Annotated in this window: 16 protein-coding genes and 1 pseudogene; 6 read left to right on the forward strand and 11 right to left on the reverse strand. The window is 75.1% G+C overall.

Translation table 11 applies throughout. From position 1 onward, the window contains the following. A partial coding sequence (locus AB0J72_RS41975; protein WP_363409938.1) for a hypothetical protein occupies nt 1–190 on the forward strand: 190 nt, incomplete at its 5' end. A gap of 380 nt (nt 191–570) precedes the next feature. Next, nucleotides 571–1203 (forward strand): response regulator transcription factor, encoded by a 633-nt coding sequence (locus AB0J72_RS41980; protein WP_363410093.1) that lies wholly within the window; start codon nt 571–573, stop codon nt 1201–1203. Nucleotides 1204–1205: 2 nt separating this feature from the next. Here AB0J72_RS41980 and AB0J72_RS41985 read toward each other — a convergent pair whose 3' ends face one another. After that, nucleotides 1206–1505 (reverse strand): hypothetical protein, encoded by a 300-nt coding sequence (locus AB0J72_RS41985; RefSeq protein WP_354902956.1) that lies wholly within the window; start codon nt 1503–1505, stop codon nt 1206–1208. Between the two features lie 109 nt (nt 1506–1614). On the opposite strand from AB0J72_RS41985, the gene AB0J72_RS41990 reads away from it, so the two are divergent. Beyond that, a complete protein-coding gene (locus tag AB0J72_RS41990; RefSeq protein WP_363409941.1) occupies nt 1615–5955 on the forward strand; it encodes a hypothetical protein in 4341 nt (1446 codons plus the stop codon). A gap of 14 nt (nt 5956–5969) precedes the next feature. On the opposite strand, the gene AB0J72_RS41995 is transcribed toward AB0J72_RS41990, so the two are convergent. The 6 genes from AB0J72_RS41995 to AB0J72_RS42020 all read right to left on the reverse strand — a co-directional run bounded on the left by AB0J72_RS41995 (nt 5970) and on the right by AB0J72_RS42020 (nt 14017). Continuing rightward, a complete protein-coding gene (locus AB0J72_RS41995) occupies nt 5970–6863 on the reverse strand; it encodes a Gfo/Idh/MocA family oxidoreductase (RefSeq protein ID WP_363409944.1) in 894 nt (297 codons plus the stop codon). 57 nt (nt 6864–6920) lie between these two features. After that, complete coding sequence (locus tag AB0J72_RS42000; protein WP_363410096.1) at nt 6921–7907, reverse strand: 1-acyl-sn-glycerol-3-phosphate acyltransferase; 987 nt, start codon at nt 7905–7907, stop codon at nt 6921–6923. After that, entirely contained in the window at nt 7907–8731 is an 825-nt protein-coding gene (locus AB0J72_RS42005; RefSeq protein WP_360566903.1) for a patatin-like phospholipase family protein, read from the reverse strand. The genes AB0J72_RS42000 and AB0J72_RS42005 overlap by 1 nt, the downstream gene beginning before the upstream one ends. Nucleotides 8732–8816: 85 nt before the next feature. Continuing rightward, on the reverse strand, nt 8817–10487 hold the full coding sequence (locus tag AB0J72_RS42010; RefSeq protein WP_363409947.1) for a serine/threonine-protein kinase: 1671 nt from the start codon (nt 10485–10487) through the stop codon (nt 8817–8819). 130 nt (nt 10488–10617) lie between these two features. Further along, nucleotides 10618–11889 carry a glycosyltransferase family 4 protein gene (locus AB0J72_RS42015; RefSeq protein WP_363409950.1) on the reverse strand — a complete coding sequence of 424 codons (1272 nt, stop codon included), beginning with the start codon at nt 11887–11889 and terminating at the stop codon, nt 10618–10620. Between the two features lie 205 nt (nt 11890–12094). Continuing rightward, a complete protein-coding gene (locus AB0J72_RS42020) occupies nt 12095–14017 on the reverse strand; it encodes an amylo-alpha-1,6-glucosidase (RefSeq protein WP_363410099.1) in 1923 nt (640 codons plus the stop codon). Nucleotides 14018–14164: 147 nt separating this feature from the next. On the opposite strand from AB0J72_RS42020, the gene AB0J72_RS42025 reads away from it, so the two are divergent. Next, nucleotides 14165–16822 (forward strand): glucosidase, encoded by a 2658-nt coding sequence (locus AB0J72_RS42025; RefSeq protein WP_363409953.1) that lies wholly within the window; start codon nt 14165–14167, stop codon nt 16820–16822. Between the two features lie 7 nt (nt 16823–16829). On the opposite strand, the gene AB0J72_RS42030 is transcribed toward AB0J72_RS42025, so the two are convergent. From AB0J72_RS42030 to AB0J72_RS42040, 3 genes are all read right to left on the reverse strand, one after another. Then, nucleotides 16830–17297, reverse strand: coding sequence for a hypothetical protein (locus AB0J72_RS42030; RefSeq protein ID WP_363409956.1), 468 nt, complete (start codon nt 17295–17297; stop codon nt 16830–16832). Between the two features lie 49 nt (nt 17298–17346). After that, nucleotides 17347–20010 carry an EAL domain-containing protein gene (locus AB0J72_RS42035; RefSeq protein ID WP_363409959.1) on the reverse strand — a complete coding sequence of 888 codons (2664 nt, stop codon included), beginning with the start codon at nt 20008–20010 and terminating at the stop codon, nt 17347–17349. 95 nt (nt 20011–20105) lie between these two features. Then, nucleotides 20106–20621: a TetR family transcriptional regulator gene (locus AB0J72_RS42040; protein WP_363409962.1), complete on the reverse strand. Its 516-nt coding sequence runs from the start codon at nt 20619–20621 to the stop codon at nt 20106–20108. Nucleotides 20622–20695: 74 nt separating this feature from the next. On the opposite strand from AB0J72_RS42040, the gene AB0J72_RS42045 reads away from it, so the two are divergent. After that, the gene (locus AB0J72_RS42045) at nt 20696–21817 is read left to right on the forward strand and encodes an FAD-dependent oxidoreductase (protein ID WP_363409965.1); all 1122 of its coding nucleotides are present in this window, start codon (nt 20696–20698) and stop codon (nt 21815–21817) included. A gap of 73 nt (nt 21818–21890) precedes the next feature. Here AB0J72_RS42045 and AB0J72_RS42050 read toward each other — a convergent pair. After that, nucleotides 21891–22613 (reverse strand): annotated as a pseudogene (locus tag AB0J72_RS42050) (protein phosphatase 2C domain-containing protein); the annotation flags it as partial. A gap of 63 nt (nt 22614–22676) precedes the next feature. Here AB0J72_RS42050 and AB0J72_RS42055 point away from each other — a divergent pair. Further along, entirely contained in the window at nt 22677–26471 is a 3795-nt protein-coding gene (locus tag AB0J72_RS42055; RefSeq protein ID WP_363409968.1) for a LuxR C-terminal-related transcriptional regulator, read from the forward strand. Nucleotides 26472–26481 lie beyond the last annotated feature (10 nt).

The raw sequence follows: 26481 nt of genomic DNA on the forward strand, positions 1-26481 counted from the left end.
CACAGCCAGTCCAACCTCCGCACCGCAACAACAGACGCAGCGCCGAACTCACACTGCCCAGCAGGCCAGCCGCCTGGACACCGCCCAACCCATCCGCAGCGACATCCGCAACCTCGGCAGCACCACCATCATCACCGGCAGCACCGCGAGCGAACCCCACGCCCCCGCGCTGACGCTCATCCGAACCTGACCCCACCCGCCTCTGAGTACGCCCCGCTGTTCGCCGTTTGCTGGCGACCGCGGGTCCGCAGCACACGCTGATGGCTGCCCGCGCTCACCCGACCCCTGTGCGGGCCATTGTCAGCGTCTGCATCACAGGACTCTCGGAAGGCGACCCGGTAGCGCAAGACCTGACGCTGCGCCAGCTGTAGTCACGACATAGCCGACGCTGCAGTGCTCCGCTGGCTCTGCGCCGTACCGACGCCGCCTCTTGCTTCGCCGTCTCGCTGAATGCCATCTTGTCCATCGCCGCAATGGTTTGTGGCGGGCCTGGGTGGCAGGGAGCGGGCGGCTGGTTGGGTGGCGGGCCGATAGGGTGCTCGTGTGGACGCTGCGGGACGGCTTCGGGTCATGGTGGTGGATGACCATCCGATGTGGCGCGAGGGTGTCGCCCGGGATCTGGCCGAGGCAGGGTACGAGGTCGTCGCCGCGGTCGGGGAAGGGGCGCAGGCGATCCGGATCGCGGGGTCGGTGCGGCCCGACGTCGTGGTGCTCGACCTGCAGTTGCCCGACCTGTCCGGGGTGGAGGTCATCCAGGGGCTGCTCGCCTCGTGTCCCGAGGTGCGGATCCTGATGCTGTCGGCGAGCGGCGAGCAGCAGGACGTGCTCGACGCCGTCAAGGCCGGTGCCACCGGGTACCTGGTGAAGTCCGCGGCGCGGGAGGAGTTCCTCGCGGCGGTGCGCCGGACCGCTGAGGGTGACGCCGTGTTCACGCCCGGGCTGGCGGGGCTGGTGCTCGGCGAGTTCCGGCGGCTGGCCAGCGTGACGCGGGCCGAGGACCCGGACGCGCCGCGGCTGACCGAGCGTGAGACCGAGGTGTTGCGGCTCGTGGCCAAGGGCGTCACGTACAAGGAGATCGCCGAACGACTCGTGCTCTCGCACCGCACGGTCCAGAACCACGTGCAGAACACTCTCGGCAAGTTGCAGTTGCACAGTCGCGTCGACCTCGTGCGGTACGCGATCGAGCGGGGGCTGGACGAGTAGGGTCACACGCCGTAGATGTCCAGCAGGTAGTGGCCGAGGACGGTCTGCGTGTGCAGGTCGAGGACCAGGACCAGGAAGACGTTCGGGGTCTCACAGTTCACCAGGACGTGCTGCAGGCCGCCGTTGGGCATCTGCCACGCGTAGTTGACGCTTCCCTCGCTGAAGTCGTGCCCGCCCAGGTCCTCCTCGGGGATCGCGTCGAAGTAGGGCCAGAAGTCGAAGGGCGGCTCGTCGTCCGGGCCGATCTGCGTCGGCTCGGGCTCCATCGTCGCCTTGTACTCAGCCTCGGTGAGCAACCGCATCCAGCCAGCATGCCCCGTCACACACCGGACAGGAAGATCCTGTTACTCAGACGGGGATGAGTAGGGCACCGGATACCCGCAACCACCTTGCGGCGTCATCCTGATCAGCATGATGACGTACCCGTGCCCGTTCTGCGGCGGCCAGGCCGACCTCGACGCCGGCTGCTCCGGCTGCGGTCGCCCGCCGTTCCCTGACGCCGCGGAGGTGGTGCGGCTGGGTGCCCGCGCCGGCGAGCTGCTCGTCGAGGTCGAGGCGGCCCGCGCGGAGCTCGACGAGGCACGCTCCAAGTACCAGGCGGCGGTCCAGCGGCTGAACGCGGTCCGCGCACAGCGCAACATGCTTGCGGCACGGGTCAGCCAGGCGGTGGAGATGGCGCGCCGGGCACTCTCCGAGGCGGCAGCGGCGTCGGTACGGCCGGCGCCCGCACCCCCGCAGCCGCCGGTCCGCCCCGTGCTCGTGCCGGGCCCGGGCGGTCCGGCGGTCCACGGGCCGGCCGCGGTGCCCCCGGGCGCGGCGCCGGCGGCGGAGGCCAGCCCCCGCACGGTGCAGAACCTGCTGTTCATCCTTGGTGGCCTGCTGCTCGGCAGCGCGGCGATCGTGTTCGCGGCCGTCGCGTGGGCGAGCTTCGGGGTGCTGGGCCGGGCCGCGATCCTGGCGACGGTCACGGTCGTCACCCTCGCGGTGCCGCCGCTCGCGCTGGCGCGGGGGCTGCGGTCCACGGCCGAGACGTTCGCCGCGCTGGGGCTGCTGCTCGTGCTGCTGGACGGCTACGCCGCCTGGTACGTCAACCTCGCCGGGCTCGCCGACACGACCACACCGAGAACGTACGCGGGGCTGGTCTTCGGGGTGACCGCCGTCGTCGCCGGCGGGTACGCGCTCGCAACCGGCTTGCGGGGTCCCCGTTTCGCGGCCCTCCTCGCGGCGCAGCCGGTGCTGCCGCTGCTGGCGGCCGACCGGTCCTTCGAGGCGACGGGCTGGACGCTCACGTTCGTCGCGGTGGCGGCGCTCGACGTGCTGCTCGCCCGGACGGTGGAGAAGGCCGCCTGGGTCGGCGCCGGGATCGCGGTCGCGGCCGCCGCGCCGCTGGGACTGCTCGCACTGTCCACCGTGGACGGCGTGACCGGCGCGCTGGGCGCCGGTGGGGCGATGCTGGCCCTGGCCGCGGTCATCGTCGCCGCCGGCCTCGCCCACCGGACCACCGCGCACGTCGGCACCGCGGTGGCGGTCGGTATCGTCGCGCTCGTCGCGGTGCGGATCCTCGCGGAGGTGCTGCCGGACCACCGGGCCATCGCGTTCGCGTGCGTGCCGGTGCTGCTCGCGCTCGCCGTGACCGTGCTGCCCGACCGGGTCCGCGCGGGTGCCCGGGTCGGCGCGTACGTCGTCGCCGGCACGACCGCGGTCCCCTACGCCTACGCCGCCCTGTTCGCCGCCGGCTCGGCCGTCGACGTGGCCCTGCCCGCCTGGCACGGCCCGGCGTCCACCCTGGCGCGGATCTTCTCCTGGCAGGTGGCGGCCGCTCTGGTGCCCGTCGCCGCGGCCGTCTTCGTCCTGACCCGGTCCCGCCTGGTGGTCTGGCCGACGCTGGTGCTGCTCGCGTTCGCCGTCCCGGGCACGTTCGACGCCCCGCTGCCGGTCGTGTCCGCGCTCGACTTCGCGGTCCTGGCGGCCCTCACGGTCACCGCCCTGCGCTGGTCCGCCCGGCCCGCGCCCGCGCCTGCGCCGGTAGTCGGACTCGCCGGCCCGTCGCCTGCAACACCCTTGCAGGGGCCGGCGCCCGTCGCCGACCGGGCGCGGACGGCAATTCCGGCCGGGTGGTGGGCGGCGACGGCGCTGCCGGTGGTGGCGGCGCACGCGGTCCTCGTCGGGCTGGACACGCCCCTGGCGACGCTGCTCACCATGGCCGGGTTGACGGTGATCTGCGCGGTCTTCGCGGCGCGGAGCGGGTCGGCCAGGTTCGCGGCGCCGGGCGTCACCATCGGGCTGGCGGGGTTGCCGCTGCTCGCGGCCGCCGCGGTCCGGCTCGCCACCAACGGTGAGGCGTGGTCGGTGCCGGCGCCGATGTTCGGCGCTGCGGGCGGTCTGGCGCTGGCGACGGTCCTGGCCACCGTGGCCCTGGGCAGGTTCGCCCGGACCCGGGACGGACTCGGAGCAACGCAGGGCACGTCCGCAGCGCCGCACGGCGGGATCGGTCCGGCGCAGGGCGGGTTCGGTCCGGCGCAGGGCGGGTTCGGTCCGGCGCAGGGCGGAACTGGGGCAGTTCAGGGCGGAATTGGCGCAGCGCAGGGCACGTCCGAGGCGCAGCGCGGCGGGATCGGTTCGGCGCATGGCGAGGTCGGCGCAGCGCAGAGCGGGATCGGCGCAGTTCAGGGGGCGCCCGAGGCCCCGTTCGGCGGGAACGGCGCGGGGCAGGGGACGGCCGGGGTGGGACCGGACGGGTCGGGTGGGGTCGGCTGGGCGGGGGTGCTCGGGGTCGCGCTCGGCGGGCTGGGGGTGACGCTGGCCGCGGTCGGGTTGTCGGTGGCGGACGGGGGGCGGTTGCCGTTCGGGGTGTTCGCGGCCGGGGTGGTCCTCGCAGTGTGGTTCGCGGCGTCCGGCGCGGCCGGGTGGGGCCGGGGCCGCGACGGGGGTCCTGCCGCGGGAGGAGCGGCGGGCGCATGGTTGGTGACGGCGGTGCTTCCCGGGGTCGTCCCTGCGGCGGTCGTGCTGATCGCGGTGGTGCCGGCGGTGTTCGAGACGTTGGTGCGGCCGTACCGGTGGCTCGGGGCCGTCTGGCAGGGGGCGCCCGGCGGCGTGGGGCTGGATCCGGGCGGGCGTTGGTGGGCCGGGGAGGCGCAGGCGTTCGGGCCGGGGCCTGCCGCGGTGGCGCTCGGGCTGGTGGCGGTGCTGGCGGTCCTCGTCGCCCGGCGGACCCGGACGGCCGTGTGGACGCTCGCGGGGGCACCGCTCACCATGGCCGTTGTCCTGGGGTGCCTGGCTGTCGAGGCGCCGTGGCCGGTGGTGCCCGCGGTGACGCTCGCGGGCGGGCTCGGCACGGCGCTCGCCGCGGCGCTGGTCAGGCCCGGTGCGCGGGCGATGCGGGTGAACGTGGGGGCGTTCACGTGCTGGTTCACGGCCGGGGCCGGGTTCGCCGGGTGTCTCGCGACGAGACCGGCCACCCTTGCCGCTCTGGCGGCGGTGCTGGTGACGGGCGCGGTCGTCGGCGTGGCGGGGCGGACCGCAGCGGCAAGGACGGCCGGCTGGCTGGTCGGTGCGGTCAGCGCCGGCTGGCTGGCGTTCGCCTCGGCCCGCGCGGCGGAGCTGCCGTTGCGATGGGCCGGCTACTGGGTGCTGCTCGCGGCGGCCGCCGTCCTCGCGGCGTCGGTGGTCGTCCGCCGGCTGCGCCCGGCCGCAGCCGGCGTGCAGGACGGCGGCGCACAGGTCGTCCCTTGGCACGACGGCGCCGCACCGGCGGCCGCCCCGCATACGGGAGCCGCACCGGCACAGGCCACGCACGCATGGACCCCGCCCTCAGGGCCCGCGCACGAAGGGCCCGCGCAGGCAGGGGCCACACAAGCAGGGGCCGCACAGGCACAGGCCACGCACGAAGGGGCCGCGCAGGCAGGGATCGCGCAGACGGAAGCAGCGGCAGCGACAGGAGCAGCCGCCACGCACGTGGGTGCCGCGCAGACGGAAGCCATGCAACCGGCAGGAGCAGGCGCAGGCGCAGCGGCGGGAGCGGCGCAGGGCGGCTGGACCCAGGGCGGCGTCGGGCAGGTCCGGGACGGTCAGGGGCGGAACGCGCGGGCCCGGGAGGGGCTCGTGCTGGAGGTGGTCGCGCACGCCACGGCGGTGGTGGCGTTCCTGCTCACCAGCGGGGATCTCGCCGCGATGGCCGGGATCAGCAGCCTCTGGGGGCTCGCGCTCGGGCTGCGGGCGCTCGCCGGCGGCCCCAGGGTCGCGTTCGCGGGGGTGGCCGGGGCGGCGCAGCTGGTCGCGTACTGGTTGGTGCTGGCCTCGAACGAGGTGGCGCTGCTGGAGGCGTACACGCTGCCGGCGGGCGCGGTCGCGGCGGGCGTCGGCTGGTACGCGGCACGGAAGCGGGCGGCGGCGGGGCAGCAGCCGCTCGGGAGCTGGGTGGCGTTCGGGCCGGCGTTGTTCGCGGCGTTCGGGCCGAGCCTCGCGTCGGTGCTGGTGGTCGAGGGCGAACCCGTGCGCCGGCTGCTGCTCGGGGCCGGGGCGCTGGTCGTGGTCGTCGTGGGCGCGGTGCGGCGGCTCCAGGCGCCGGCCGTCACCGGCGGACTGGTGCTGACGGTCGTCGCGTTGCACGAGGTCGCCGTGTACTGGGACCTGCTCCCCCGGTGGGCCCCGCTCGCCGTGGCCGGGCTGGTCCTGGTGGCCCTCGCGACGACGTACGAGCGACGCATCCGCGACGTGCGACGCATCCGCGACGCGGTGAACCGGATGCGCTGAAACCTGGCGGACGGTCAGACGGTGACGATCGTCTGGGTGCGGCGGGCCTGGTCCGCCGCGCTCAGGATCCCGGTGATGAGCGCCGCGTAACGGACGTCGCACGGGTGCGGGGTGCCGGCGGCCGCGGCGATCAGGGCCGTGACCGCGTGCCCGAAGGCGTCGACGGGGGTGTCGTCGCCCCACGCGGGCAGCGTCAGGGCGCCGTGCTCGCCGAAGTACGAGAACCCGAACGACGTGGCGTCGGGGGCGGCGTCCAGGGTCAGCGACAGGGTGCTCGCGGCGCCGCTGTCGTGCCGGAGCAGGAGGTGCACGGTGTCGTGGGGCCCGTCGGCGGCGCTGAGGTCGACGACGGGGCCGAGCAGCGGCAGGATCACCGAGAGGGCGTGCGGGCCGAGGTCCCAGAGCCCGCCGTGCTCCTTGCGCCAGGTCGAGCCCGCATACGGGTTGCCGGGCTGGAAGATCGAGGCGTACATGGTGGCGTGCGCGGCGTACCAGCCGCCGAGCGCGGCGTTGTCCCGCAGGAACGCGTCGACCGCGGGGATGAAGCGGTTGGTGAAGAACACGACGGACGCGACCCCGGTCGCGTCGGCGGCCTCGACGACTGCGGCGGCGGACTCGACGGTCAAGGCGAGCGGCTTGTCGAGCAGCAGGTGCTTGCCGGCGCGGGCGGCCCGGGCGGCGAGGCTCGCCTGGATCTCGGGCGGGAGCGCGATCGCGACCGCGTCGACGTCGTCCAGGAGGGCGTCGACGTCGTCATACGCCTTGGCCCCGAAGGGCTCGGCGAGCGCGGCGGCCTTCGACGGGGAGCGGCCCCAGACGCCGGCGAGCGTGGCGCCGGGGTGCGCCGCCAGGGCCACCGCCTGTGTCTTCGCCGCCCAGTGTCCCGTGCCCAGCAAGCCGAATCGCATCGGGTCATTCTCCACGAGCGCCGCCCGCCGACGGCACGAGCCCCCGGGAAGGCCTTGTCAGTTGTGCCGGTCGATCCAGGTGTCGATGCGGGCCCACCACTCGTACAGCCAGTCGACCCGCTGCTCGTGACCGGCCGGCACCTCGGCGGCGTCGACGGACCACCAGCGCATGGTGATGGTCAGGTCCAGCGGCAGGTGCCGCCACACGTCGCCGACGGTGAGCAGCTTGTCGAGGCCGGTGTGCGCGACCCAGATGACCCCCGCCTCGGGAGCGGCGTCGAGGGCGGCGAGGGTCCCGCCGGGCCGGGGCGCGAGGACGTGCCGGAGGCGGGCGGCACGCTCGGCCATCGCGTGCAGGCCGAGGTCGCGCAGGCGCTGGATGGCGCGTTCGCGGCGGGTCGGGGTGAAGTTGCCGCCCTCGGGGAAGAGGACGAGGGCGTCGTTGTCGTCGAGGCCGGTGGCGAGCCGGGCGACGTGCGACGGGTCGCCGCCGCCGTCGATGAGGAACAGGTTGGGCAGCCGGTTGAGCATGACGTCGATGACGGGATCCCACTGCAGGGTGTGCTTGAGGACGATGCGCGGCTCCCGGTCGAACCAGTTCACCAGCGCGTGGATGAGCAGGAACGAGTCGCCCGGCCCGGCGTGCCGGCAGAAGACGAGCTCTGCCCGGCCCGGTGCCGCCACGTCCGGGTCCGTGCCCACGACCGCGACCTTGACGCCGAGCGCCCAGCGCGCCTGGTCGTACAACACGTGCAGGAACCGCCCGGTGAGGACGTAGTGCATCCGTTGGAACCGCGGGCCGCGCAGCTTCCAGCCGAACCCGCTGCCGACCCAGAGCCCGAACAGGACGACCAGCGCGACGGCCTCCAGCAGCAGGTAGACGGCGAGCATCCAGGTGACCCGCAGCGCGCGCAGCCGTCCGGACCCGAACGGTGCGGCCAGGGCCGCGACCAGCAGCCACACCGGCATCGTGGCCAGGACCGCGACGATGACCGCGAGGAACACCGGGGCCAGGACGACGCGGCGCAGCCAGCGGGGCGGCATCATGACGACAGGTACGCGCGCGTCGCCTCGTACGCGCGGTCGATGCGGGCCCGGGCCAGGGTCATGTTGCGGTAGGACAGCGGCGAGTCGTCGCGTGCAGAGCCGCCGCCGGTGGGCAGGACGTGGACGGTGACGCCGGGCGGCGCCTCGGCCACCTCGCGGGCGAAGCGGTGCCGGCGGGCGACCTCGAACGCGACCTGCGCGACCTCCCACGGCCGGCGCGGCGGGCGCAGCGGCCGTTCGATCCGGCCGACCTGCATGACGAACACGGTGCGGGCCCCCAGGGTGACGGCGCGGCCGACCGGCACGGAGTTGACGATCCCGCCGTCGATGAAGTGCTCGTCCCCGAGGTGGACGGGCGGCAGCAGGCCGGGCACGGCGGAGCTCGCCAGGACCGCCTCGACGAGGGGTCCCTTGTCGAACCAGTGCTCGGCGGCGCGTTCGATGCTGGCGGCGCAGCACTGGAAGGGCACCGGCAGGTCGTCGAAGGTGGTGTCGGCGCCGAGCTCGCGGGTCAGCAGCCGACGCAGCGGCGCCGGCGAGTGCAGGTGGGTCCGGCGGGCGAAGCGGCCCAGCTGGCGGGGCAGCGAGTCGCCGTAGACGGTGCGGGCCTCCGGCGACACCCACAGCTCGGTGAGGCGGTCGGCGACGCGCTCGTCCGGGGCGGCGGCGACGGCGGCGCCGTTGAACGCGCCGATGGAGGTGCCGACGACGAGGTCGGGGCGGATCCCGGCGTGCAGCAGGGCCCGGGCCATGCCGACCTCGACCGCGCCGAGGACGCCGCCGCCGCCGAAGACGAACCCGACAGGACCAGGGAACCGCACGCCTCCGAACGTAACGCGAAGGCGCGGACGGCGCAGAAGTCACGAAGGCGCAGAAGCTACAAAAGGCGCAGAAGCCATGAACCGGTCAGGCGCGGCTGTGCACGTACCGCGGCGGCGCCGTGCTCGTGGCGGTCGCGGGGCGGCTGCCGTTCGGCTGCCCGGTCGGGCGCGGCCCGCCGCCGCCACCGCCGTCCTCGCCCGGGGGCGGGGGCGGTGGCCGGTCGCCGTCGAACCCCCCGGGCGGCCCGCCTTCCGGGGGGACGGTGGCGGCCGGGCGGCTGCCGCTCTCCGGCGCCGGGACCAGGTCCGTGATCGGCGGCAGGCTGGCGCCGCGCCTGAGGTCGGCGTACCGGGGGTCGCAGGCGACGTCGTTGACGGTGAAGCTCGTCGCCATCGGCATGACCCCGCCGGCGCCGTTCATGCCGATGGTGAGCGCCTTGCCGGGCGGGATGGCATACGCGCCGGTGATCCGCACCCCGCCGCCGACCCGCTCCCAGCTGGCGAGGCTGCCGTCGATCTGCGTGATCTCCTGCCCGCCGGGGAGCAGGAAGTGCAGCCGCCACGGGTCGGCGGGCCGGTTGCCGGAGTTGGCGATGGTGATCCGGGCGGCGAAGCCCTTGTCGACGTTCTCGGCCGGCTCGGGCCGGCTGGAGTAGTCGACGCTGCACGCGGGGCGGGGCGCCCACGGCTTCCAGATGGCGAGCACGCCGGCGCCGACGGCGAGGACCACGGCGAACACCGACCCGGCGAGGGCGCGGCGGCTGCGGCGCCGGGCGGCGCGGCGGTTGCGCGGGACCGTCACCTCCCGGCCGAAGGTCGGCTCGGGCGCCTCCCAGTTCCGCGGGACCGGGGCCGGGGTGACGGGGGCGTGGACCTCCTGCGTGGAGGAGCCGTCCTCCCCGGGTAGGACGACGTGGATGCCGGTGGCGGCGGCGAGGGTGCTGGCGACGTACGCCGCGGGTGGCCGCGTGTCGGGGTCCTTGGCGAGGCACTGCCCGACGAGCTGGGCGATGCCGGCCGGCAGGCCGGGGATGTCCGGCAGCGGGTGCGGCGGCTCGTACACGTGGTTGGCGATCATCTGCGTCGGCGTGTCCGCGTGCCACGGCAGTCGGTCGGTGAGGCACCGGTAGACGAGCAGGCCGACGGTGTAGACGTCGGTCGCGGGGATGACGCCGCCGCCGAGGAGCCGCTCCGGTGCGAGATAGGCGGGTGTACCGAAGACGGTGCCATCCTCGTCGTCGGGGTCGAACGAGCCGGTGAGCCCGGCGACGCCGAAGTCGAGGATCTTCGCGCCGGCGGCGGTGAGCATGATGTTGCTGGGTTTGATGTCGCGGTGCACGACGTGGCGCTCGTGCGCGGCGGCGAGCCCGGCGGCGACCTGGGCGCAGATCTGGGTGGCGCGGCGCCACGACATCGGCCCGCCACGCAGCCGGTTGGACAGCAGCTCGCCCTCGAGGAGCTCCATGACGACGTACGGGCGGCGGCCGTGCCGGCCCGCGGCGAGGTCACCGGCCTCGCCGTAGTCGTGCACGGCGGTGATGTTGGGGTGCTGGAGGCGGGCGACGGCCTGCGCCTCGGCCCGGATGCGCTCCCGGTTGCCGGGTTTGTTGGCGAGCTCCTCGGCGAGCAGCTTGATCGCCACGTCGCGGTCGAGCACGAGGTCCTGGGCCCGCCAGACGACCGCCATGCCCCCGGTCCCGACCGGCGCGATCAGCCGGTACCTGTTACCGAGGACCTCGTCAGCCGTCCCGCTCACCCAACCGCCGTCCTGATCGATTCCGGTCGCTGTACCCCCAGGAACCCTAATCGCCATCCGGCTGCGGCGCGAGACCCCATATGCGAACAGCCCCGGCAAACTTCTCGCCGGGGCCGTTCAGAAATGCGACTCAGATCGTCAGAAGGTTGCCGTCCGGCACGACGATCTGCGGCCGTCCGTGTTCCAGCACCGCGGCGGCCTGCCTCGCGGCGAAGCCGGGCGCCTCGGTGATGGCGGTGCGGTACACGTCGGCGGTGTTGGCCGCGATCGTGGACCAGCCGTACTTCTGGCCGACCATCGTCCGGGCCTTCTGGGCGACCCTGCGGGCGAAGGGCTCGTCGTCCAGCAGGGTGCCGACGGACGCGGCGAGCGCGTCCGGGGTCTTCGCCGGGAAGGTCACGCCGGTCTCACCGGGCTGGACGATCTCGGCGAGGCCGCCGGTCGCCGCGACGGCGAGGGGCGCGCCGGCGGAGGCACCCTCGAGCGCCACCATGCCGAACGGCTCGTAGATGCTCGGCACGACGAGCGCGTCGGTGGCGGCCATGAGCGCGGGCAGCTCGCCCTCCCCCATGAAGCCGGCGAAGCTGACAGCGCGTTGCAGCCGCAGCCGCCGCACGTCCTCCTGGAGTTCTGCCCGGTGGGGGCCGTCGCCGGCGATGACGACCCGCAGGCCGTTGTGCCGGGCGCGCAGCTCGGGCAGGGCGGCGATGAGGTCCTGCACGCCCTTCTCGTACACCAGGCGGCCGGCGTAGCCGAGGAGGGGGCCTTCACCGGCGAAGCGGGCGCGGGCGGCGTTGACGGCGCGGGACGGCGCCTTCCAGACGCTGGAGTCGACGCCGTTGGCGACGACGGAGACGCGGGCGGGCGCCAGGTCCAGCAGCCGGGTCACCTCCCAGCGCATGTACTCGGAGCAGACCACCACCCGGCAGGCCTCGTGGCCGAGCCACCACTCGACGGAGTGGATGCACTTGTTCATCTCGTCGGGCAGCCAGCCCTGGTGCCGGCCGGCCTCGGTGGCGTGGATGGTCGCGACCAGCGGCAGGTCGAGGCACTCCTTGAGGGTCACGGCGGTGTGCGTGACCAGCCAGTCGTGGGCGTGGATCAGGTCGTACTCCCCGGTGGCCGCGGCGCGCAGGGCGGCCCGGGTCAGGGTGTGGTTGAAGGCCATCGTCCACGCCAGCAGCGTGGAGGTCGCCAGGGGGAACAGCGGCGGGTCCTCCGCCGCGCGGACGACCCGGACGCCCTCGGAGTACTCCTCCAGGGGAGCGCCGGGCGCGTGCCGGGTCACGACGGTGACCTCGTGGCCCGCCGTCACCAGCGAGGTGGCGAGGGCGTGCACGTGCCTTCCCAGCCCGCCGACGACGACGGGTGGGTACTCCCACGAGAGCATCAGAATTCTCATCGGTGTCGCCGCTTTGCCGATGGTCTGGTCCACGTGGCCGCCCCCACAGTTGAGTTGTCGATCAAAACGCCCGCCCAGGTACCCACGCGCGCCAACGCTGACACACGCAAATCGGTCTCGCGTGTGACGCGGTGGGTGGGCTTGAGACTCATCCTGCCGGGCGAGGGTTACCAGGGAGGCAAATCTCATTTCTAGGGTGTAACGGTCAACCGACATTCCGTCGGACGCGCAGGCTCTCCGCGACCGACCAGGCCTGGAACGGGCATCCTGTCGCCCGGTGCGGCGCCTGGCCGTCGGCGGTCTCGCTGACCGATCCGACGCCCCATTCGTACAGGTGCGCCTCGATTCCGGCCAGCAGCTCCCGGTCGTCGCCCCCCGGAGCGTGCCGGACCGCGTCGACGTACGGGCCGATCAGCCAGGGCCACACGGTCCCCTGGTGGTAGGCGCGGTCCCGGTCGCCGGGCGACCCGCGGTGCGCGCCGGTGAAGGCCGGGTCGTCCGCCGCCAGGGAGCGCGGCCCGAGCGGCGTGAGCAGGTCGGACAGCCGCACCGGCACGGGCGTGCCGCGCAGCGGGGCGTGCGGCAGGCTCCAGGCGAGGAGCTGGTTGGGGCGGGTCGACGGGTCGTCGCCGCCGGGGCCGTCGACCACGTCGAACAGGGGCGCCGCGTCCTGCCCGCCCGCGGGGTCCGGGATCCTGAAGCGGGCCCCGAAGCTGACCGTGGCCTGCTCGCGGAGCCGGCGCAGCCCGGTGGCGTCGCCGCCGAGCCGCTCCTTGAGCCCGGCGACGGCGGCGAGCCCGTTGATCCACAGCGCGTTCACCTCGACCGGCTTGCCGGCCCGCGGCGTGACGGGGACGCCGTCGACGCGGGCGTCCATCCAGGTGAGCGCGACGCCGGGGGCACCCTGCGTGACGAGGCCGTCGGCGGGGTCGACCCGGATGCCGTAGCGGGTGCCGGCGACGTGCGCGGCGACGACCTGCTCCAGGCCCGGCAGGATCTCCCGGGCCAGGTCCTCGTCGCCGGTGGCGGTGACGTGCCGCTCCACGGCGTGCAGGAACCACAGGGTGCCGTCGACGGTGTTGTACTCCGTCTGCCCGGTGTCGGCGGTGTTGGCGAGCATGCCCTCGGACAAGGTAGCGGCGTAGGCGCGCAGCAGCTCGCGGCCCTCGTCGCACCAGCCGGTCGCCAGGAACAGCCCCTCGTAGCTGGTCATCGTGTCGCGGCCCCAGGTGCCGAACCACGGGTACCCGGCGACGACGTCCGGCGCGCCCTGCGCACCGGCGACGACGAACGCGTCGGCCGCCAGTACCAGAGCGGCATCCACCGCATCGGAAGCGTCGTGCACCAGGGCGCGGTTGCGCTCCTCCGCACGGAGGATGATCCGCTGTGCGCCGCGGGGCTGGCCGTCGCCGGCCCACGCCTCGACCTCGAGGGCCTCGCCGGTGCGCAGCTCGGCGCGGAACTGGCCGGCGAACCAGAGGTCCTCGGCCGCGTTGAGCCCGCGGGCGGCCTCCTCGCGGGCATAGGCACCCCGGTACCACTGACCGCCCGCCTCCCAGGAAGGGCCGTGCAGCCGGAACGCGCGCTCGACCACGGCACCGTCGCCGGAGGACGCGACGACCGGCGGCGGACCGGCGGCTCCCCGCTCGCCATGGGCGTCGCGCCACGTGACGAGCGCCTTGAGTGTCAGTGTGACCGGGCCCGGCGCGCTCAGCAGCCGGTGCACGACGCCGACGTGCGGACTGCCGTGGACCATGGCGAGACCGCGCTCCAGGACGACCGGCCCGATCCGCCAGCGCCACCGCGGCAGGCCGTCGACGAGCTCGAAGCGCTCCAGGAGGGTGTGGCCCTCGGGGCTGACGACGCCGCCGTCCCACTCGTGCGTGGCGAGCGACACAGTTGCGCCGGACGGCAGCGTCAGGACAGGGTCGAGCGCGGCGAGGCCGAGGTGCCGCCGGGCCGGCTGCCCGGGCTCGGCGACCACGAGAATGCCGTGGTACCTGCGGGTTCGCAGTCCGGAGACGGTGCCCATCGCATAGCCGCCGGTACCGTCAGGAACCAGCCACTCACGCTCCGCTCCTACCGACAAATCACCGCATACCTGCGCACCGAACACCACCATGGGCACAATCTTGGTGGCAAGGAGTGGCATGACGCGAGTGACTCGCGACAGGATTATTGATCAAGGCAAGATTGGTGGACTGACAAAAGCCACAAACGCAACACGAGGACCGCGCTCAACTTGAGCGAAACATCTGCGACGGAGAATGACTTCGTGATCGAGGACGATGGGAACGCCGAACGCCGACGCCTCGCTGAGGCCGACAGCGGGGAGCGCCCATGGCGGGGCTGGGGGCCCTACCTGTCCGAGCGTGCCTGGGGCACGGTCCGGGAGGACTACAGCCCGCACGGCACGGCCTGGGACTACTTCCCGCACGACCAGGCCCGCTCCCGCGCGTACCGGTGGAACGAGGACGGGATGGCGGGCATCTGCGACGACCGCCAGACGTTCTGCTTCGCCCTCGGCCTGTGGAACGGCAAGGACCCGATCCTCAAGGAGCGGATGTTCGGTCTTGGCGGTGACCTCGGCAACCACGGCGAGGACGTCAAGGACTACTGGTGGTATCTGGACTCCACGCCCACCCACTCGTGGATGAAGTGGCGCTACCACTACCCGCAGCAGACGTTCCCCTACGACGACCTGGTCGCCGAGAACTGCCGCCGCGGGCGTAACGAGCCCGAGTACGAGCTGGTCGACACCGGCATCTTCGACGAGGACCGCTACTGGGCCGTCGAGGTCGACTACGCCAAGGCCGGCCCGACCGACATGTGCGTCCGGATCACGGTCAAGAACATGGGGCCCGAGCCGGCGAGCCTGCACCTGCTGCCGACCCTGTGGTTCCGCAACACGTGGGCGTGGGGGCTGCCCGGCCGCGACTACGAGCCGGAGATCCGCGTCAAGGACAACGGCCTGCTGGCCGAGCACCGGCTGCTGGGCCGCCTCGCGCTCACCGGCGACGGCGCACCCCGGCCGCTGTTCTGCAACAACGAGACCAACGGCGACCGCATCTGGGGCAAACCGGGCCGCGAGTACCCGAAGGACGGCATCAACGACCACATCCTGCACGGCAAGGACACGGTCAACCCCGACCTCGTCGGCACCAAGGCGGCGCTGCACTACCTGATCTCCGTGCCCGCGGGCGGCACGCACGAGATCCGGCTGCGGCTCAACCTCAACGCGCCCGGCGCGAAGGATCTCGCCCCCGCCGACCTGCGCGCCGACTTCGACATGACCATGTCCCGGCGGCTGGCCGAGGCCGACGCCTACTTCGCCGACCTCGTGCCGCCGACCGCCACCCCGGAGGAGGCGATGATCGTCCGGCAGGGCGTCGCCGGCCTGATGTGGGGCAAGCAGTTCTTCCACTTCGACGTCGCGCGCTGGCTGGAGGGCGACCCCGTCTCCGAGCCGCCGCCGGACAGCCGCCGCCACGGCCGCAACAGCCACTGGTGGCACATGAACAGCTGCGACGTGCTGTCGATGCCGGACCCGTGGGAGTACCCGTGGTACGCCGCGTGGGACCTGGCGTTCCACTGCGTGGCGATCGCCCGCGTCGACCCCGGCTTCGCCAAGGACCAGCTGCTACTGCTCCTGCGGGAGTGGTACATGCATCCCAACGGGCAGATCCCGGCGTACGAGTGGGCGTTCGGCGACGTGAACCCGCCCGTGCACGCGTGGGCGGCGCTGCGCGTCTTCGCGATCGACGGCTCCAAGGACTTCGACTTCCTCGCCCGCGTCCTGCACAAGCTGCTGCTCAACTTCACCTGGTGGGTCAACCGCAAGGACGCCGAGGGCAACAACGTCTTCGAGGGCGGCTTCCTCGGCCTGGACAACGTCGGCCCGTTCGACCGGTCCGCGGCGCTGCCCGTCGGCGGCCGCCTGGAGCAGTCCGACGGCACGGCGTGGATGGCGATGTACGCGCTGAACATGCTCGACATGTCGCTGGCGCTCGCGGTGCACGACCGGGTCTACGAGGACATCGCCGCCAAGTTCCTCGAGCACTTCGCGTACATCGCCGACGCCGCCTACGAGTTCGGCCTCTGGGACGAGGAGGAGGCCTTCTTCTACGACGTGCTGCGCACCGCCGACGGGCAGCGCATCCCGCTGAAGGTCCGCTCCGTCGTCGGCCTGCTCCCGCTCACGGCGACCACCATCATCGGCTCCTCCACGCTGCGCCGCCTGCCCGACGTCGCGGCCCGCCTGCGCTGGTTCCTCACCAACAAGCCCGAGTACGGCGACGTCGTCGGCGCGAAGAAGAGCCGCGGCGGGCAGCAGCTGCGCCTGCTGTCGATGGTCGGGCCCGACCAGCTGATCCGCATCCTGCAGCGGATGCTCGACGAGGAGGAGTTCCTCTCCCCGTACGGGCTGCGGACGCTGTCGCGCGCCCACAAGGACGAGCCGTTCACCGTGCACATCGGCGAGGCGGACTACACCGTCGGCTACGAGCCCGCCGAGTCGACCAGCGGCCTCTTCGGCGGCAACTCCAACTGGCGCGGGCCGATCTGGTTCCCGGTCAACTACATCCTGATCGAGGCGATCCGCCGCTTCTCCGAGTTCTTCGGCGACGACCTGCAGGTGGAGTACCCGGCGGGCAGCGGCAAGATGGCCACCCTCGCCGCGGTCGCCGACGACCTGTCGCGGCGCCTGGTCAACATCTTCCGCGACGACGACACCGGCCGCCGGCCCGTCTTCGGCGACGTCCCGCTGTTCCAGAACGACTCCGCCTGGCACGACCTGCTGCTGTACTACGAGTACTTCCACGGCGACACGGGGGCGGGGCTCGGGGCGGCGCACCAGACGGGGTGGACCGCGCTGGTCCTCGACCTGATCCTGACCCTGCACGCGCCGCCGCGCCCCCGCGCCACCGACTACTGAGCGGCCCTCAGGAGGGCACGCCGCAGACCTTCCAGGCGTCGCCCTCCTCGACGAGGGTGAAGACGTACCGTTTGGTCGAGCCCTCGGCGTACGTCACGTCCATCGTGATGTCCGCCGAGGTCTTGCCGTTGCTGTTCCGGACGAACGTGCCCACGACCTTGTGGCTCTGGATCTTCGGCTGCCGGCCCAGGGCCGCGACGTAGTCGTCCTGCGTGTGGTTGCCGCGCGTCTCGGCGCACGCCAGCCCGTACGCGGCGGCGAAGTCCCCGGACTCGAGGGCGCCGACGTAGGCCTCGGCGGCCGCCCGCGCCGCCGACGTCGAGTCGGCCACCTTGTTGAAGAGGAAGTAGGCGCCGACGCCGCCACCGCCGCAGCACAGCACGGCGAGCACGCCTACGACGATCAGCACGGTGCGCAGGGTGGAGTTCCTGCGCGGCGGCGGCTGGGGCACCGTGTACTCGAACTGCATGGCCATGGACGATCACGGTAGAGCAGCGGCGCGGCGCCGTGTATCCCCGCCGCGGTCAGAAGAGCCTGGCGCGGTGGCGCTCCAGGTAGGCCTCGACGTGCTCGGCGTGGTCGGGGCGGCTGAGCAGGTAACCCTGGCCCAGGCGGCAGCCCGCGGCCCGGACGACGTCCACGTGGGACTCGGTCTCCAGGCCGCACGCGACGACGTCGACCCCCAGGCGGCGGGCGAGGCCGACGACGACGTCGACGATCGGGGTGGCCGGGGCGCGCTGGCCGGCGGGCTCGCTGAACAGCACCTGGTCGATCTTCAGGACGTCGACGGGGAGGCGGCGCAGGTGGGCGAGGGCGGTCGGGCCGGTGCCGAAGTGGTCGATCGCGGTGCGGACGCCGAGGGCGCGCAGGCCGGCGAGCTGCTCGACGGCGCCGGCGTCGTCGGGCAGGGCGGCCTCGGCGACCTCGATGATCAAGGACTCGGCGGGGACGCAGTGGGTGTCGACGGCGGTGGCGACGGTGGCCAGCCAGCCGGGAGCGGCGAGCTGGCGGGCCGAGGCGTTGACGGACATCCACAGGTCGCGGCCGTCGGCGCGCCAGCGGGACAGCTGCCGGCACGCCTGGTGCAGGGCCCACTCGCCCAGCTCGTCGGCGAGGCCGAGCTCCTCGGCGACGGGCAGGAACTCGTGCGGCGGGACGGCGCCGAGCCGGGGGTGCCGCCAGCGCAGCAGCGCCTCGGCGCCGACCGGGAGGCGGGAGCCGAGGTCGACGACGGGCTGGAAGACGAGGTCGAGCTCGCCGCGGCCGACGACGCCGGGCAGCTGCTGCTCCAGGTCGGTGCGGCGGACGAGGGCGGCCTCGAAGGACTCGTCGTAGCACTCGACCCGGCCGCCGTCGCGGCCGCGGGACAGCTGGCGGGCGCGGCGGCGGGCGATGTCGGCGCGGCGCAGGACGTCCTCGGCACCGGCCGCGCCGCGCGGGTGGCCCGCGCCGCGCAGGTCGGTGACGCCGACGTCGGCGGTGAGGTGGACGGTGTGGCCGGGCAGGTGGAACGGCTCGGCGAAGGCGGTGGCGACGCGGGTGGCGAGCGCGAACGCGTGCACGAGCGGCGCGCCGGTGAGCACGGCGAAGCCGGCGCCGGCGAGGCGGGCGGGCAGGTCCTCCGGGCCGACGGCGGCGCGCAGCCGGCGGGCGGCCTCGATGAGCACCGCGTCGGCGACGGTCGGGCCGTGCAGGTCGGCGACGCTCTCGAAGCGGTCGAGCTCGGCGACGAGCACGCAGCCCGCCTCGGCCGCCGGGGCGCGGTGGGCCTCGGCGACGGCGGCGAGGAACCTGCGCCGGTTGGCGAGCCTGGTCTGGTCGTCGGTCCAGGTGGCCTCGTCGAGGCTGCGCTGCAGCTGGGCCCGGTCGCCGACGTCGCGGACGTGGACGACGACGCCGGCGACCTCGGGTGCGGCGCGCTGGTCGCTGATGGTCGACTCGGTGTCGCGCCAGTGGCCGAACCCGTCGCGCAGCCGGGCCTGCAGCAGCACGTGCTGGCGGCCGGCGAGGACGGCCCGCAGCGCGTCGCCGGCCGGCCCCGCGTCGGCGGGGTGCAGCAGGTCGGTGAGCGGGCGGCCGAGGACGTCCTGGTCGGAGAGGCCGAACTGGCGGGCCGCGGCCGGTGACTGCCACCGCACGACGAGCTCGGCGTCCAGGACGATGGCGACGTCGGTGGAGCCGGCGACGAGCGCCCGGAAGTGCGCCTCCCGGGTGGCGAGGGTCCGCGCGTACCGCCGGATGTCGCGGGCCGCGAGTCCCTCCCGGCACGCGACGGCGACCGCCGCGACGACGCCGAGACCGACGGCCACGGGGTCGAACCGGCCGCCGGTGAGCAGGTGCGTCACGGACACCGCGACGGCGAGCAGGGCCGGCCCGATGAGCAGCGGATAGCCGGCGAGGGTGCCACCGGCGTCGGCGGCGTGCGGGCGGGTCGGCGCGTCGTCGGCGCGGCGGGCGCCGGCGAGGATCAGGAACGGCCCGGCGACGAGCGCGAGCCCGGCGACGGCGAGGCCGGCGGAGACCCAGCCGGCGCCGGGGCCGAACGGCTCGCCGGGGCCGCGCAGCTCGGCGAGCAGGACGGTGAAGAGGCCGAGCCCGACGATCGACAGCGCGGACCCGCCGGCGCAGGCGAGGGCGGCGGGACGGTGCCGGACGGCGCGCAGCCCGGTGACGACGGCGACGGAGACCGAGACGCAGCAGGTGACCGCGACGGCGAGGGGCAGCGGCCCGGTGAGGACGGAGGTGGCGGCGGCGAGGACCCAGACGCTGTAGCACAGGGTGACGCCGATGCCGGCGCCGTCGAGGAGGCGGCGCAGCCGGGCGCGGACCGTGGGGGCCGTGCCGGGCAGCAGGAGCAGGCCGAGCAGGAACGTGGGCGCGGCGACGAGCGTGGTGACGGCGGCGGCGACGCCGGGCGCGGCGGTGGACGTGCTCAGCGCGACGAACCCGGTGACGGCCACGCCGACGCCGGTGAACAGGGCGCCCATGCCGAGGAACCCGGCGCCGCGGCACGGGCCGAAGTCGCTGCGACCGTGGTGGATGTGCAGCGCGAGGCGGATCAGCGACACGGCGTGGACGAGCGAGGCCACGATGACGCCGGCGGCGACGGCGCCGAAGGACAGCACCGGACCTGCGGAGGCCGCGGCACTGAACGCGGCGACCGCGGTGACCAGGACGAGCCAGAACATGCGCGGGTTGCTGACCACGGTCGTGTCGCTTTCGCGAGAGGGCGAGCACTGGGGGATTCGTGCTCAAACCGGTCAACGATCCGGGCCGCCCGAGGTTATCGGTGGGTTGTGACAATGTCCTGGACGGCGGCGAGCCGGGCCCGGCGCTGCTCGTCGGTGACCGTGCCGCGGGTCAGCTCGTCGAGCAGCAGCCCGTCGATGAGGGCGATCGCGAGCCGGGCGCGGTCCTGCGAGCCGAAGAGCTCCTCCGCCCGCTGCACGAACCCGCCGGCCAGGTCGGCCGCCGAGGGGCCGAGCTCGGCCCGGGCCTGCGGGTCGAGCATGAGCATGAAGCGGGCCCGGGTGCGGGCCGCGTCGCCGAGCACCCAGCCGCGCAGCACCGCCGGAAGGTCCGCGCCGGACGCGTCGGCGAGGTCCAGGGCCGCGATGCGGGTCAGGGCGGCGGTCAGCAGGGCGGCGCGGCTCGGGAAGTGGTAGCCGCAGGTGCCCTGGGGCAGGCCGGCGGTGGTGTCGACGGCCCGGTGGGTCAGCGCCCGGACCCCGCCGGTGCCGAGCACCTCGATCGCGGCGTCGGCCAGGAGCGTCTTGCGATCCGCGTCACGAACGTTCACACGGCGATGCTACAGGTGTAGCGTCGAGTCACTACACCTGTAGCAACTCCAAGGAATGTCGGAAGGGGACGGCCATGCGCGCGATCGTGGTGGGCGGCGGTATCGGCGGGCTGGCGACCGCCCGCGGGCTCGGGCGGCAGGGCTGGGACGTCACGGTGCTCGAGCGGCGGCCGGACCTGTCCCAGGTCGGTGCCGGCATCTCCCTGTGGCCCAACGCGATGCGGGCGCTGCACCACCTCGGCGTCGGCGACGCCGTCGAGCGGGCCGGCGGGCGGGTCCACGGCGGCGGGCTGCGCGCCTGGGACGGCCGCCAGCTCAGCCGGGTCCGGCTGCCCGAGCCGCCGGTCGTGCTGCACCGCGCCGACCTGCACGAGATCCTCCTCGACGGCCTGCCGGCGACCGTCCACACGGGACAGCACGTCACCGGGGTCGCCGGCGTCGAGGCCCTGGACGCGGACCTGGTTGTCGGCGCCGACGGCATCGGCAGCGCGGTCCGCGCCGCGTACGCCCCGCAGGTCCGCATCCGCGACAGCGGCCAGGTGTCGTGGCGGGCCGTCGTCCGGGGCGACGTCGACGGCGGCGGCGAGACCACCGGGCCGAAGGGCTGGCGCTTCGGGTACGCGCCGACCGGTCCGGGCACCGTCTACTGGTACGCCGCCGCGCCCGGCCCGCCGCGCACCGGCTCACCGGCCGAGCAGCTCGCCGAGCTCACCGGCGCCCTGGCCGGCTGGCACGACCCGATCCCCCGTCTGCTCGCCGCGACCGCCCCCGGCCAGCTGTCCCATCACCCGCTGCTCGACCTGCACCCGGTCGCCCCGATGCGCTTCGGCACCCGGGTGGCGCTGGTCGGCGACGCGGCGCACGCCATGACACCCAACCTCGGTCAGGGCGCCTGCCAGGCCCTGGAGGACGCCGTGACGCTGGCGCTCCTGCTGCCGAAGGGTGCTCCCGTCTCCGTCGCGCTCGAGGTGTACGACCGGCAGCGCCGCCCCCGGGTGGCCGCCGTCGCACGGCGGTCGTGGCAGGTCGGCCGGCTCGCCGGGGCGCGCGGCAGGCTCACCGGCGCGATGGTGCGGACCCTGTTCCGGCTGACCCCGGACCGCGTGACCGTGGCCGCCGCCGAGCGGGTCGCCGCGTGGACCCCGGACGACGTCCGGATCCCGGCGGCGGTCAGGCCGGCAGCCGCGCGCCGTTGACCTCGTCGCGGCCGAGCCACGTCCGCAGCCGGTGCCGCAGGCCCTTCCGCTCGGGCACGTCGTCGCCCACGATGTCGCCGACGACCGCGGTGATGTTGTCCGGTCCGCCGCCGCGCATCGCGAGGTCGACGAGCCGGTCGGCGCACTCGCCGGCGTCGTCGTACTCGCGCAGGACCTCCTCGATCGTCTCGGCCCGCAGCACGCCCGACAGGCCGTCGCTGCACAGCAGGTACCGGTCGCCGGCCCGCGCCGGGACCACCGAGTAGACCGGGTCGGTCGGCTGGCCCTGCAGGACCCGGCTGACCAGGGACCGCTGCGGGTGGGTCGCGGCCTCGTCGAGCGTGATGCGGCCCTCGTCGACGAGCATCTGCACGTAGGTGTCGTCGCGGGTCACCTGCGAGAACTCCTCGCCGCGCAGCAGGTAGGCGCGGGAGTCGCCGATGTGGACGAGCCCGACCCGGTCGCCGGAGAACAGGATCGCGGTCAGGGTCGTGCCCATCCCCTGCTTCTCCGGGTCCGCCTCGACCTCGTCGCGGATGCGCCGGTTGGCGTCGGAGACGGCGGTGCGCAGGGCGGTCAGCAGGTCACTGCCGGCGAACTCCTCATCGAGCGGGGTCATCGCCTCGATCGCCAGCCGGCTGGCGACGTCGCCGGCGGCCATCCCGCCCATGCCGTCGGCAACGGCGAGCAGCCTGCCACCGGCGAACATCGAGTCCTGGTTGGTGCTGCGGACCATCCCGACCTCGGTCCGGGCGGCCCACTCCAGCGTCAGGGGGCGCGGCTGCGACTCTTCCATGCCCGCCAGCGTCCCCGATCGACACACACAGCGTCTGTACGCACTTGTGCGTATCGTGGCCGCATGCCCGCCACCCCGTTCATCGGACGAGCCGAGGAGCTCACCGAGATCACGGGTGCCTGGAAGGCCCTGAAGGCCCTGACCGGCCAGCCCGCCACGGGACGGCCGGCGTCCCCGGCGCCGTCCGCGCCCCGGGTCGTGCTGGTCACCGGCGAGGCGGGCAGCGGCAAGAGCAGGCTCGCCGCCGAGGCGCTCGACCGCCTGGACCCGCCGCCACCGGTCGTGCTGGCCGGCGCCGCCCGTACCCTCGGCGCGGCACCGCACGACTGGCTGGCGTCCGTCCTCAGTGGTCACCCCCTCGACGGCGGCGTGCCGGCCGAGCTCGCGCAGCGCTCCCCCGCCCCCGGCGGCGGCACCCGGCTGGCGCCCGCCGCGATGCTGCGCGCCGCCGTCGACGTGGTCCGCCGGCTGCTCGACGGGCGCTGCGGCGTCCTCGTCGTCGAGGACCTGCACGACCTCGACCCGGCCAGCCTCACGCTCATCGGCGAGCTCGCCGCGGCCGCCGCGCTGCCCGCGCTGCTGCTGGTGACGAGCCGGCCGCCGCAGGAGGCCGCGTTCGCGCCGGCCGCCGCCCGCACGCTGCGCCGGCTCGGCGGCGCGCCGTCGGTGGTCAGGGTGCACCTGGCGCCGTTCGACGCGCGCGAGACCGCCGAGCTGATCGAGGCGCACCGCGGTGCCGCGCCGCCGCCGGAGACGGTCCGGGCGATGCTGACCCGCACCGGCGGCAACCCCTTCTGGCTGACCGAGCTCCTCACCGCCCGCGGCGACCTGGCCGGCGCCGTCACCGCCCGCGGCGACCAGGCCGGGGCGACGCTGCCCGCGCACGTCGCCGGCCTGCTGGTCGAGCCCCTGGCGGGCGAGCCGGCGCTGGTCGGGCGGGTGGCCCGCGCCGCGGCGCTGCTCGGCGACCCGGTCGAGACCGACGTCCTCGTGCACGTCTGCGAGGGCGAGATCGAGCCCGCCCTGCGCCGCCTGCTGGACCTCGGGATGCTGGTCATCGCCCCCGACCTGGCCCCCGCGGGTCCGCTGCGCTTCCGGCACCCGCTGCTGCGGGACGCCCTGGCCGGCAGCGCGCTGCCGAGCGAGCGGGCCCGGGTGCACGGCCTGGCCCGGGCCCTCGCGGTCGAGCTGGGCGACGACGCCGCCCTGGCCAGGCATTCCGCGGCGCTGGGCCGTCTCGATGAGGCGTCTGCCGCTGCTGTACGGGGAGCGCACGCCAACCTGGCCGCCGGCCTGCCGGACGCCGCCCTGGACCTGGTCCACCTCGGCCTGCGCGCCCCCGACGCGGGCGTCCCGTCGGCGGCGAACCGCCGGGAGCTGCTCCGGGCGGGCGCGCTCGCCGCGTTCGTGGCGGGCCGGTTCACGGTCGCGGAGCGGCACGCCGAGGACTGGCTGCGCCGCGCGGCGGACCCCGCCGAGGTGTCCGACGCGCACCGGCTCCTCGCGGAGGTCCGCTGGTGCCTGGCCGACCGCGCCGGCCACGTCGCCTCGCTCGCCGACGCCCGCGCCACCCTCACCGCCGCCACGACCGACCGACCCGCCCCCGCCACGACCGGCCGCCCCGCCCCCGCCGCCGCGACCGACCGCCCAGCCGCCGCGACCGACCGCGCCACCGCCGTCACCGACCGCACCGCCGCCACGACCGACCGAGCCGCCGCCACGTCGGGCAAGGCCGCCGCCGCGTCGGGCCGGGCCGACCGCGCGGCCGAGCGCGTCGGCGCCGGCCTGGTCGCGGCCGAGGGAGTCGCGGCCGGGCGGCACCACAGCGGCCGGACGGCGGCTGGGGGAAGCGCGCCGGGGCAGGTCGGGGCGGACATGGGTGACGCCGGACGGGCCGGGAGCAGCGGAGGCGGCGACGGCTCGGGGGCGGCTCAGGGAAGCGCGCCGGAGCGCGCCGGGGCGGACGCGGGTGCCGCCGAGCAGGTCGGGGCGGAACGGGTCGGGGCGGAACGGGTCGGGGCGGAACGGGTCGGGGCGGAACGGGTCGGGGCGGAACGGGTCGGGGCGGAACGGGTCGGGGCGGACGTGGGTATCGCCGAGCGGGTCGGGGCGGACGCGGGTGCCGCCGAGCAGGTCGGGGCGGAACGGGTCGGGGCGGACGTGGGTATCGCCGAGCGGGCCGGGGCGGACGCGGGTGCCGCCGAGCGGATCGGGGCGGAACGGGTCGGGGCGGACGTGGGTATCGCCGAGCGGGCCGGGGGCAGTGGAGGCGGCGACGGCCGAGGGGTGGCTGACGGTACTGGAGCGGCTGACGCGGCGGGAGCGGCTGACGCGGGCTGGATCGGGCAGGCGTGGGCGCGGCAGCTGGCGGCGGAGGCGGCGAGTGCGCTGCGGACCAATGCGCCGGGTGTGGTCGTGCCCCTCGCTGAGGCGGCGATGGTGGCCGCGGAGCGCAGCGGGGAGAGCATCGCGTCGGCCGGGGTGACGCTGGGGACGGCGCTGTCGTTCGGGGGGTGGCGGGACCGGGGGGTGGCGCTGCTGCACGCGTGCCGGCAGATCGCCGAGCATGACCGGGACCCGGTGACCGTCGGCCGGGCCGTCAACAACCTCGTGGCGGTCGGCCTGCCGGGGCTCGGCGACGTGACGGGGCGGCGGTTGTTCGACGAGGCGATGGCCGCGATCGGCCGGGCCGGGCTGGAGTTCTGCGCGGGGCGCACGACCGCGCTCGGCATCGCGCACGCGCTGCGGACCGGGGACCTCGCCCGCGCCGAGGCGCTCACCTGGTCACGGCTGCCGATCGAGACGGATCCGCTGGAGCGGGTCAGGTTCGTGGCGACGGCGGGCCTCCTCGCGCTCGAGCGCGGCGACGACCCGCTCGCGGTGCGCCTCCTGGCCCGCGCCGACGGGGAGGGGCGCGACGTGGGCCTCGTCAGGGTGCTGCGGGTGGCCGTCGCGGCCCGCGGGGCACACCCCGCCGACCCGGCCCTGGCGCTCGCCGACTGCGTCGGCCGCTGCCGGCCCGCACGGCTGGTCGAGGCGGCCCGGTGGGCCCTGCACGGCGGCGTGCCGGCCGTGACGGTCGAGGACCTCGTCGGCGACGCGGTCGGCGCGGCGCCGCAGCTCCGGCTGCTCCTGGCCGTCGCGGCGGGCCGGGACGCCGCCGCGGTCGACCTCCTGCCGGCCGCCCTCCACCACGGCGCCCCGCCCACCCCGCACCCCGCCACCGCAACCGCCCTGCGCCCCCGAGCCGCCGCCCAGCACGGCGCCCCCGCCGCTGCGCACCCCGGCACCACGGTCACCCCGCACCCCGGCACCACGGTCACCCCGCAGCCCGGCGACGCGGCCACCCGGAACACCCGGAACACCCGAACCGCCGGGCGGCACGGCGGCCCTGCCGCGGCGGACCACGGTGGCGGCGCGACGGTCGCGGACCGGGGTGGCGTGGACGGCGGGTGGCGAGGTGGGGCGGATGTCGGGGTGGTGGAGGCCGCGCCGTACGACGCCGCGGTCCACACGGCCGTCGCGCACGCGCTGCTGCGGCTCGGGAGGGCCGCTGACGCGCGGCAGCACGTGGAGCGGGCGGTGGCGCTGCTCGTGCACTGGCCCGGCTGGCGGCTCACCGAGGCGGAGACGCTGCTGCACAGCCTGCGGGCCGGCGGCGACCTGACCGCGCGGGAGATCGAGGTGCTCGGCTGCCTCGCCGCCGGCATGTCCAACCAGCAGGTGGCCAGCTCCCTGGGCATCTCGGTCCGGACCGTCACGGTGCACGTGTCCAACCTGCTGCGCAAGACCGGTGCCGCGTCCCGCACCGAGGCCGCGATGTGGGCGGTCCGCCACCGCGTCGTCACACCCAGCTGAGGACCGGCTC

This window comes from Dactylosporangium sp. NPDC049742 (assembly GCF_040674675.1).
In the GTDB taxonomy this organism is placed as follows: domain Bacteria; phylum Actinomycetota; class Actinomycetes; order Mycobacteriales; family Micromonosporaceae; genus Dactylosporangium; species Dactylosporangium maewongense.

What these genes read in the sequence shown, in the direction of transcription:
- AB0J72_RS41980 (WP_363410093.1), top strand. Translation starts at nt 571, where the DNA reads ATGGTGGTGGATGACCATCCGATGTGGCGCGAGGGTGTCGCCCGGGAT.
- AB0J72_RS42030 (WP_363409956.1), bottom strand. Translation starts at nt 17,297, where the DNA reads ATGGCCATGCAGTTCGAGTACACGGTGCCCCAGCCGCCGCCGCGCAGG.
- AB0J72_RS41995 (WP_363409944.1), bottom strand. Translation starts at nt 6,863, where the DNA reads ATGCGATTCGGCTTGCTGGGCACGGGACACTGGGCGGCGAAGACACAG.
- AB0J72_RS41990 (WP_363409941.1), top strand. Translation starts at nt 1,615, where the DNA reads ATGATGACGTACCCGTGCCCGTTCTGCGGCGGCCAGGCCGACCTCGAC.
- AB0J72_RS42015 (WP_363409950.1), bottom strand. Translation starts at nt 11,889, where the DNA reads ATGAGAATTCTGATGCTCTCGTGGGAGTACCCACCCGTCGTCGTCGGC.
- AB0J72_RS42035 (WP_363409959.1), bottom strand. Translation starts at nt 20,010, where the DNA reads ATGTTCTGGCTCGTCCTGGTCACCGCGGTCGCCGCGTTCAGTGCCGCG.
- AB0J72_RS42045 (WP_363409965.1), top strand. Translation starts at nt 20,696, where the DNA reads ATGCGCGCGATCGTGGTGGGCGGCGGTATCGGCGGGCTGGCGACCGCC.
- AB0J72_RS42055 (WP_363409968.1), top strand. Translation starts at nt 22,677, where the DNA reads ATGCCCGCCACCCCGTTCATCGGACGAGCCGAGGAGCTCACCGAGATC.
- AB0J72_RS41985 (WP_354902956.1), bottom strand. Translation starts at nt 1,505, where the DNA reads ATGCGGTTGCTCACCGAGGCTGAGTACAAGGCGACGATGGAGCCCGAG.
- AB0J72_RS42000 (WP_363410096.1), bottom strand. Translation starts at nt 7,907, where the DNA reads ATGCCGCCCCGCTGGCTGCGCCGCGTCGTCCTGGCCCCGGTGTTCCTC.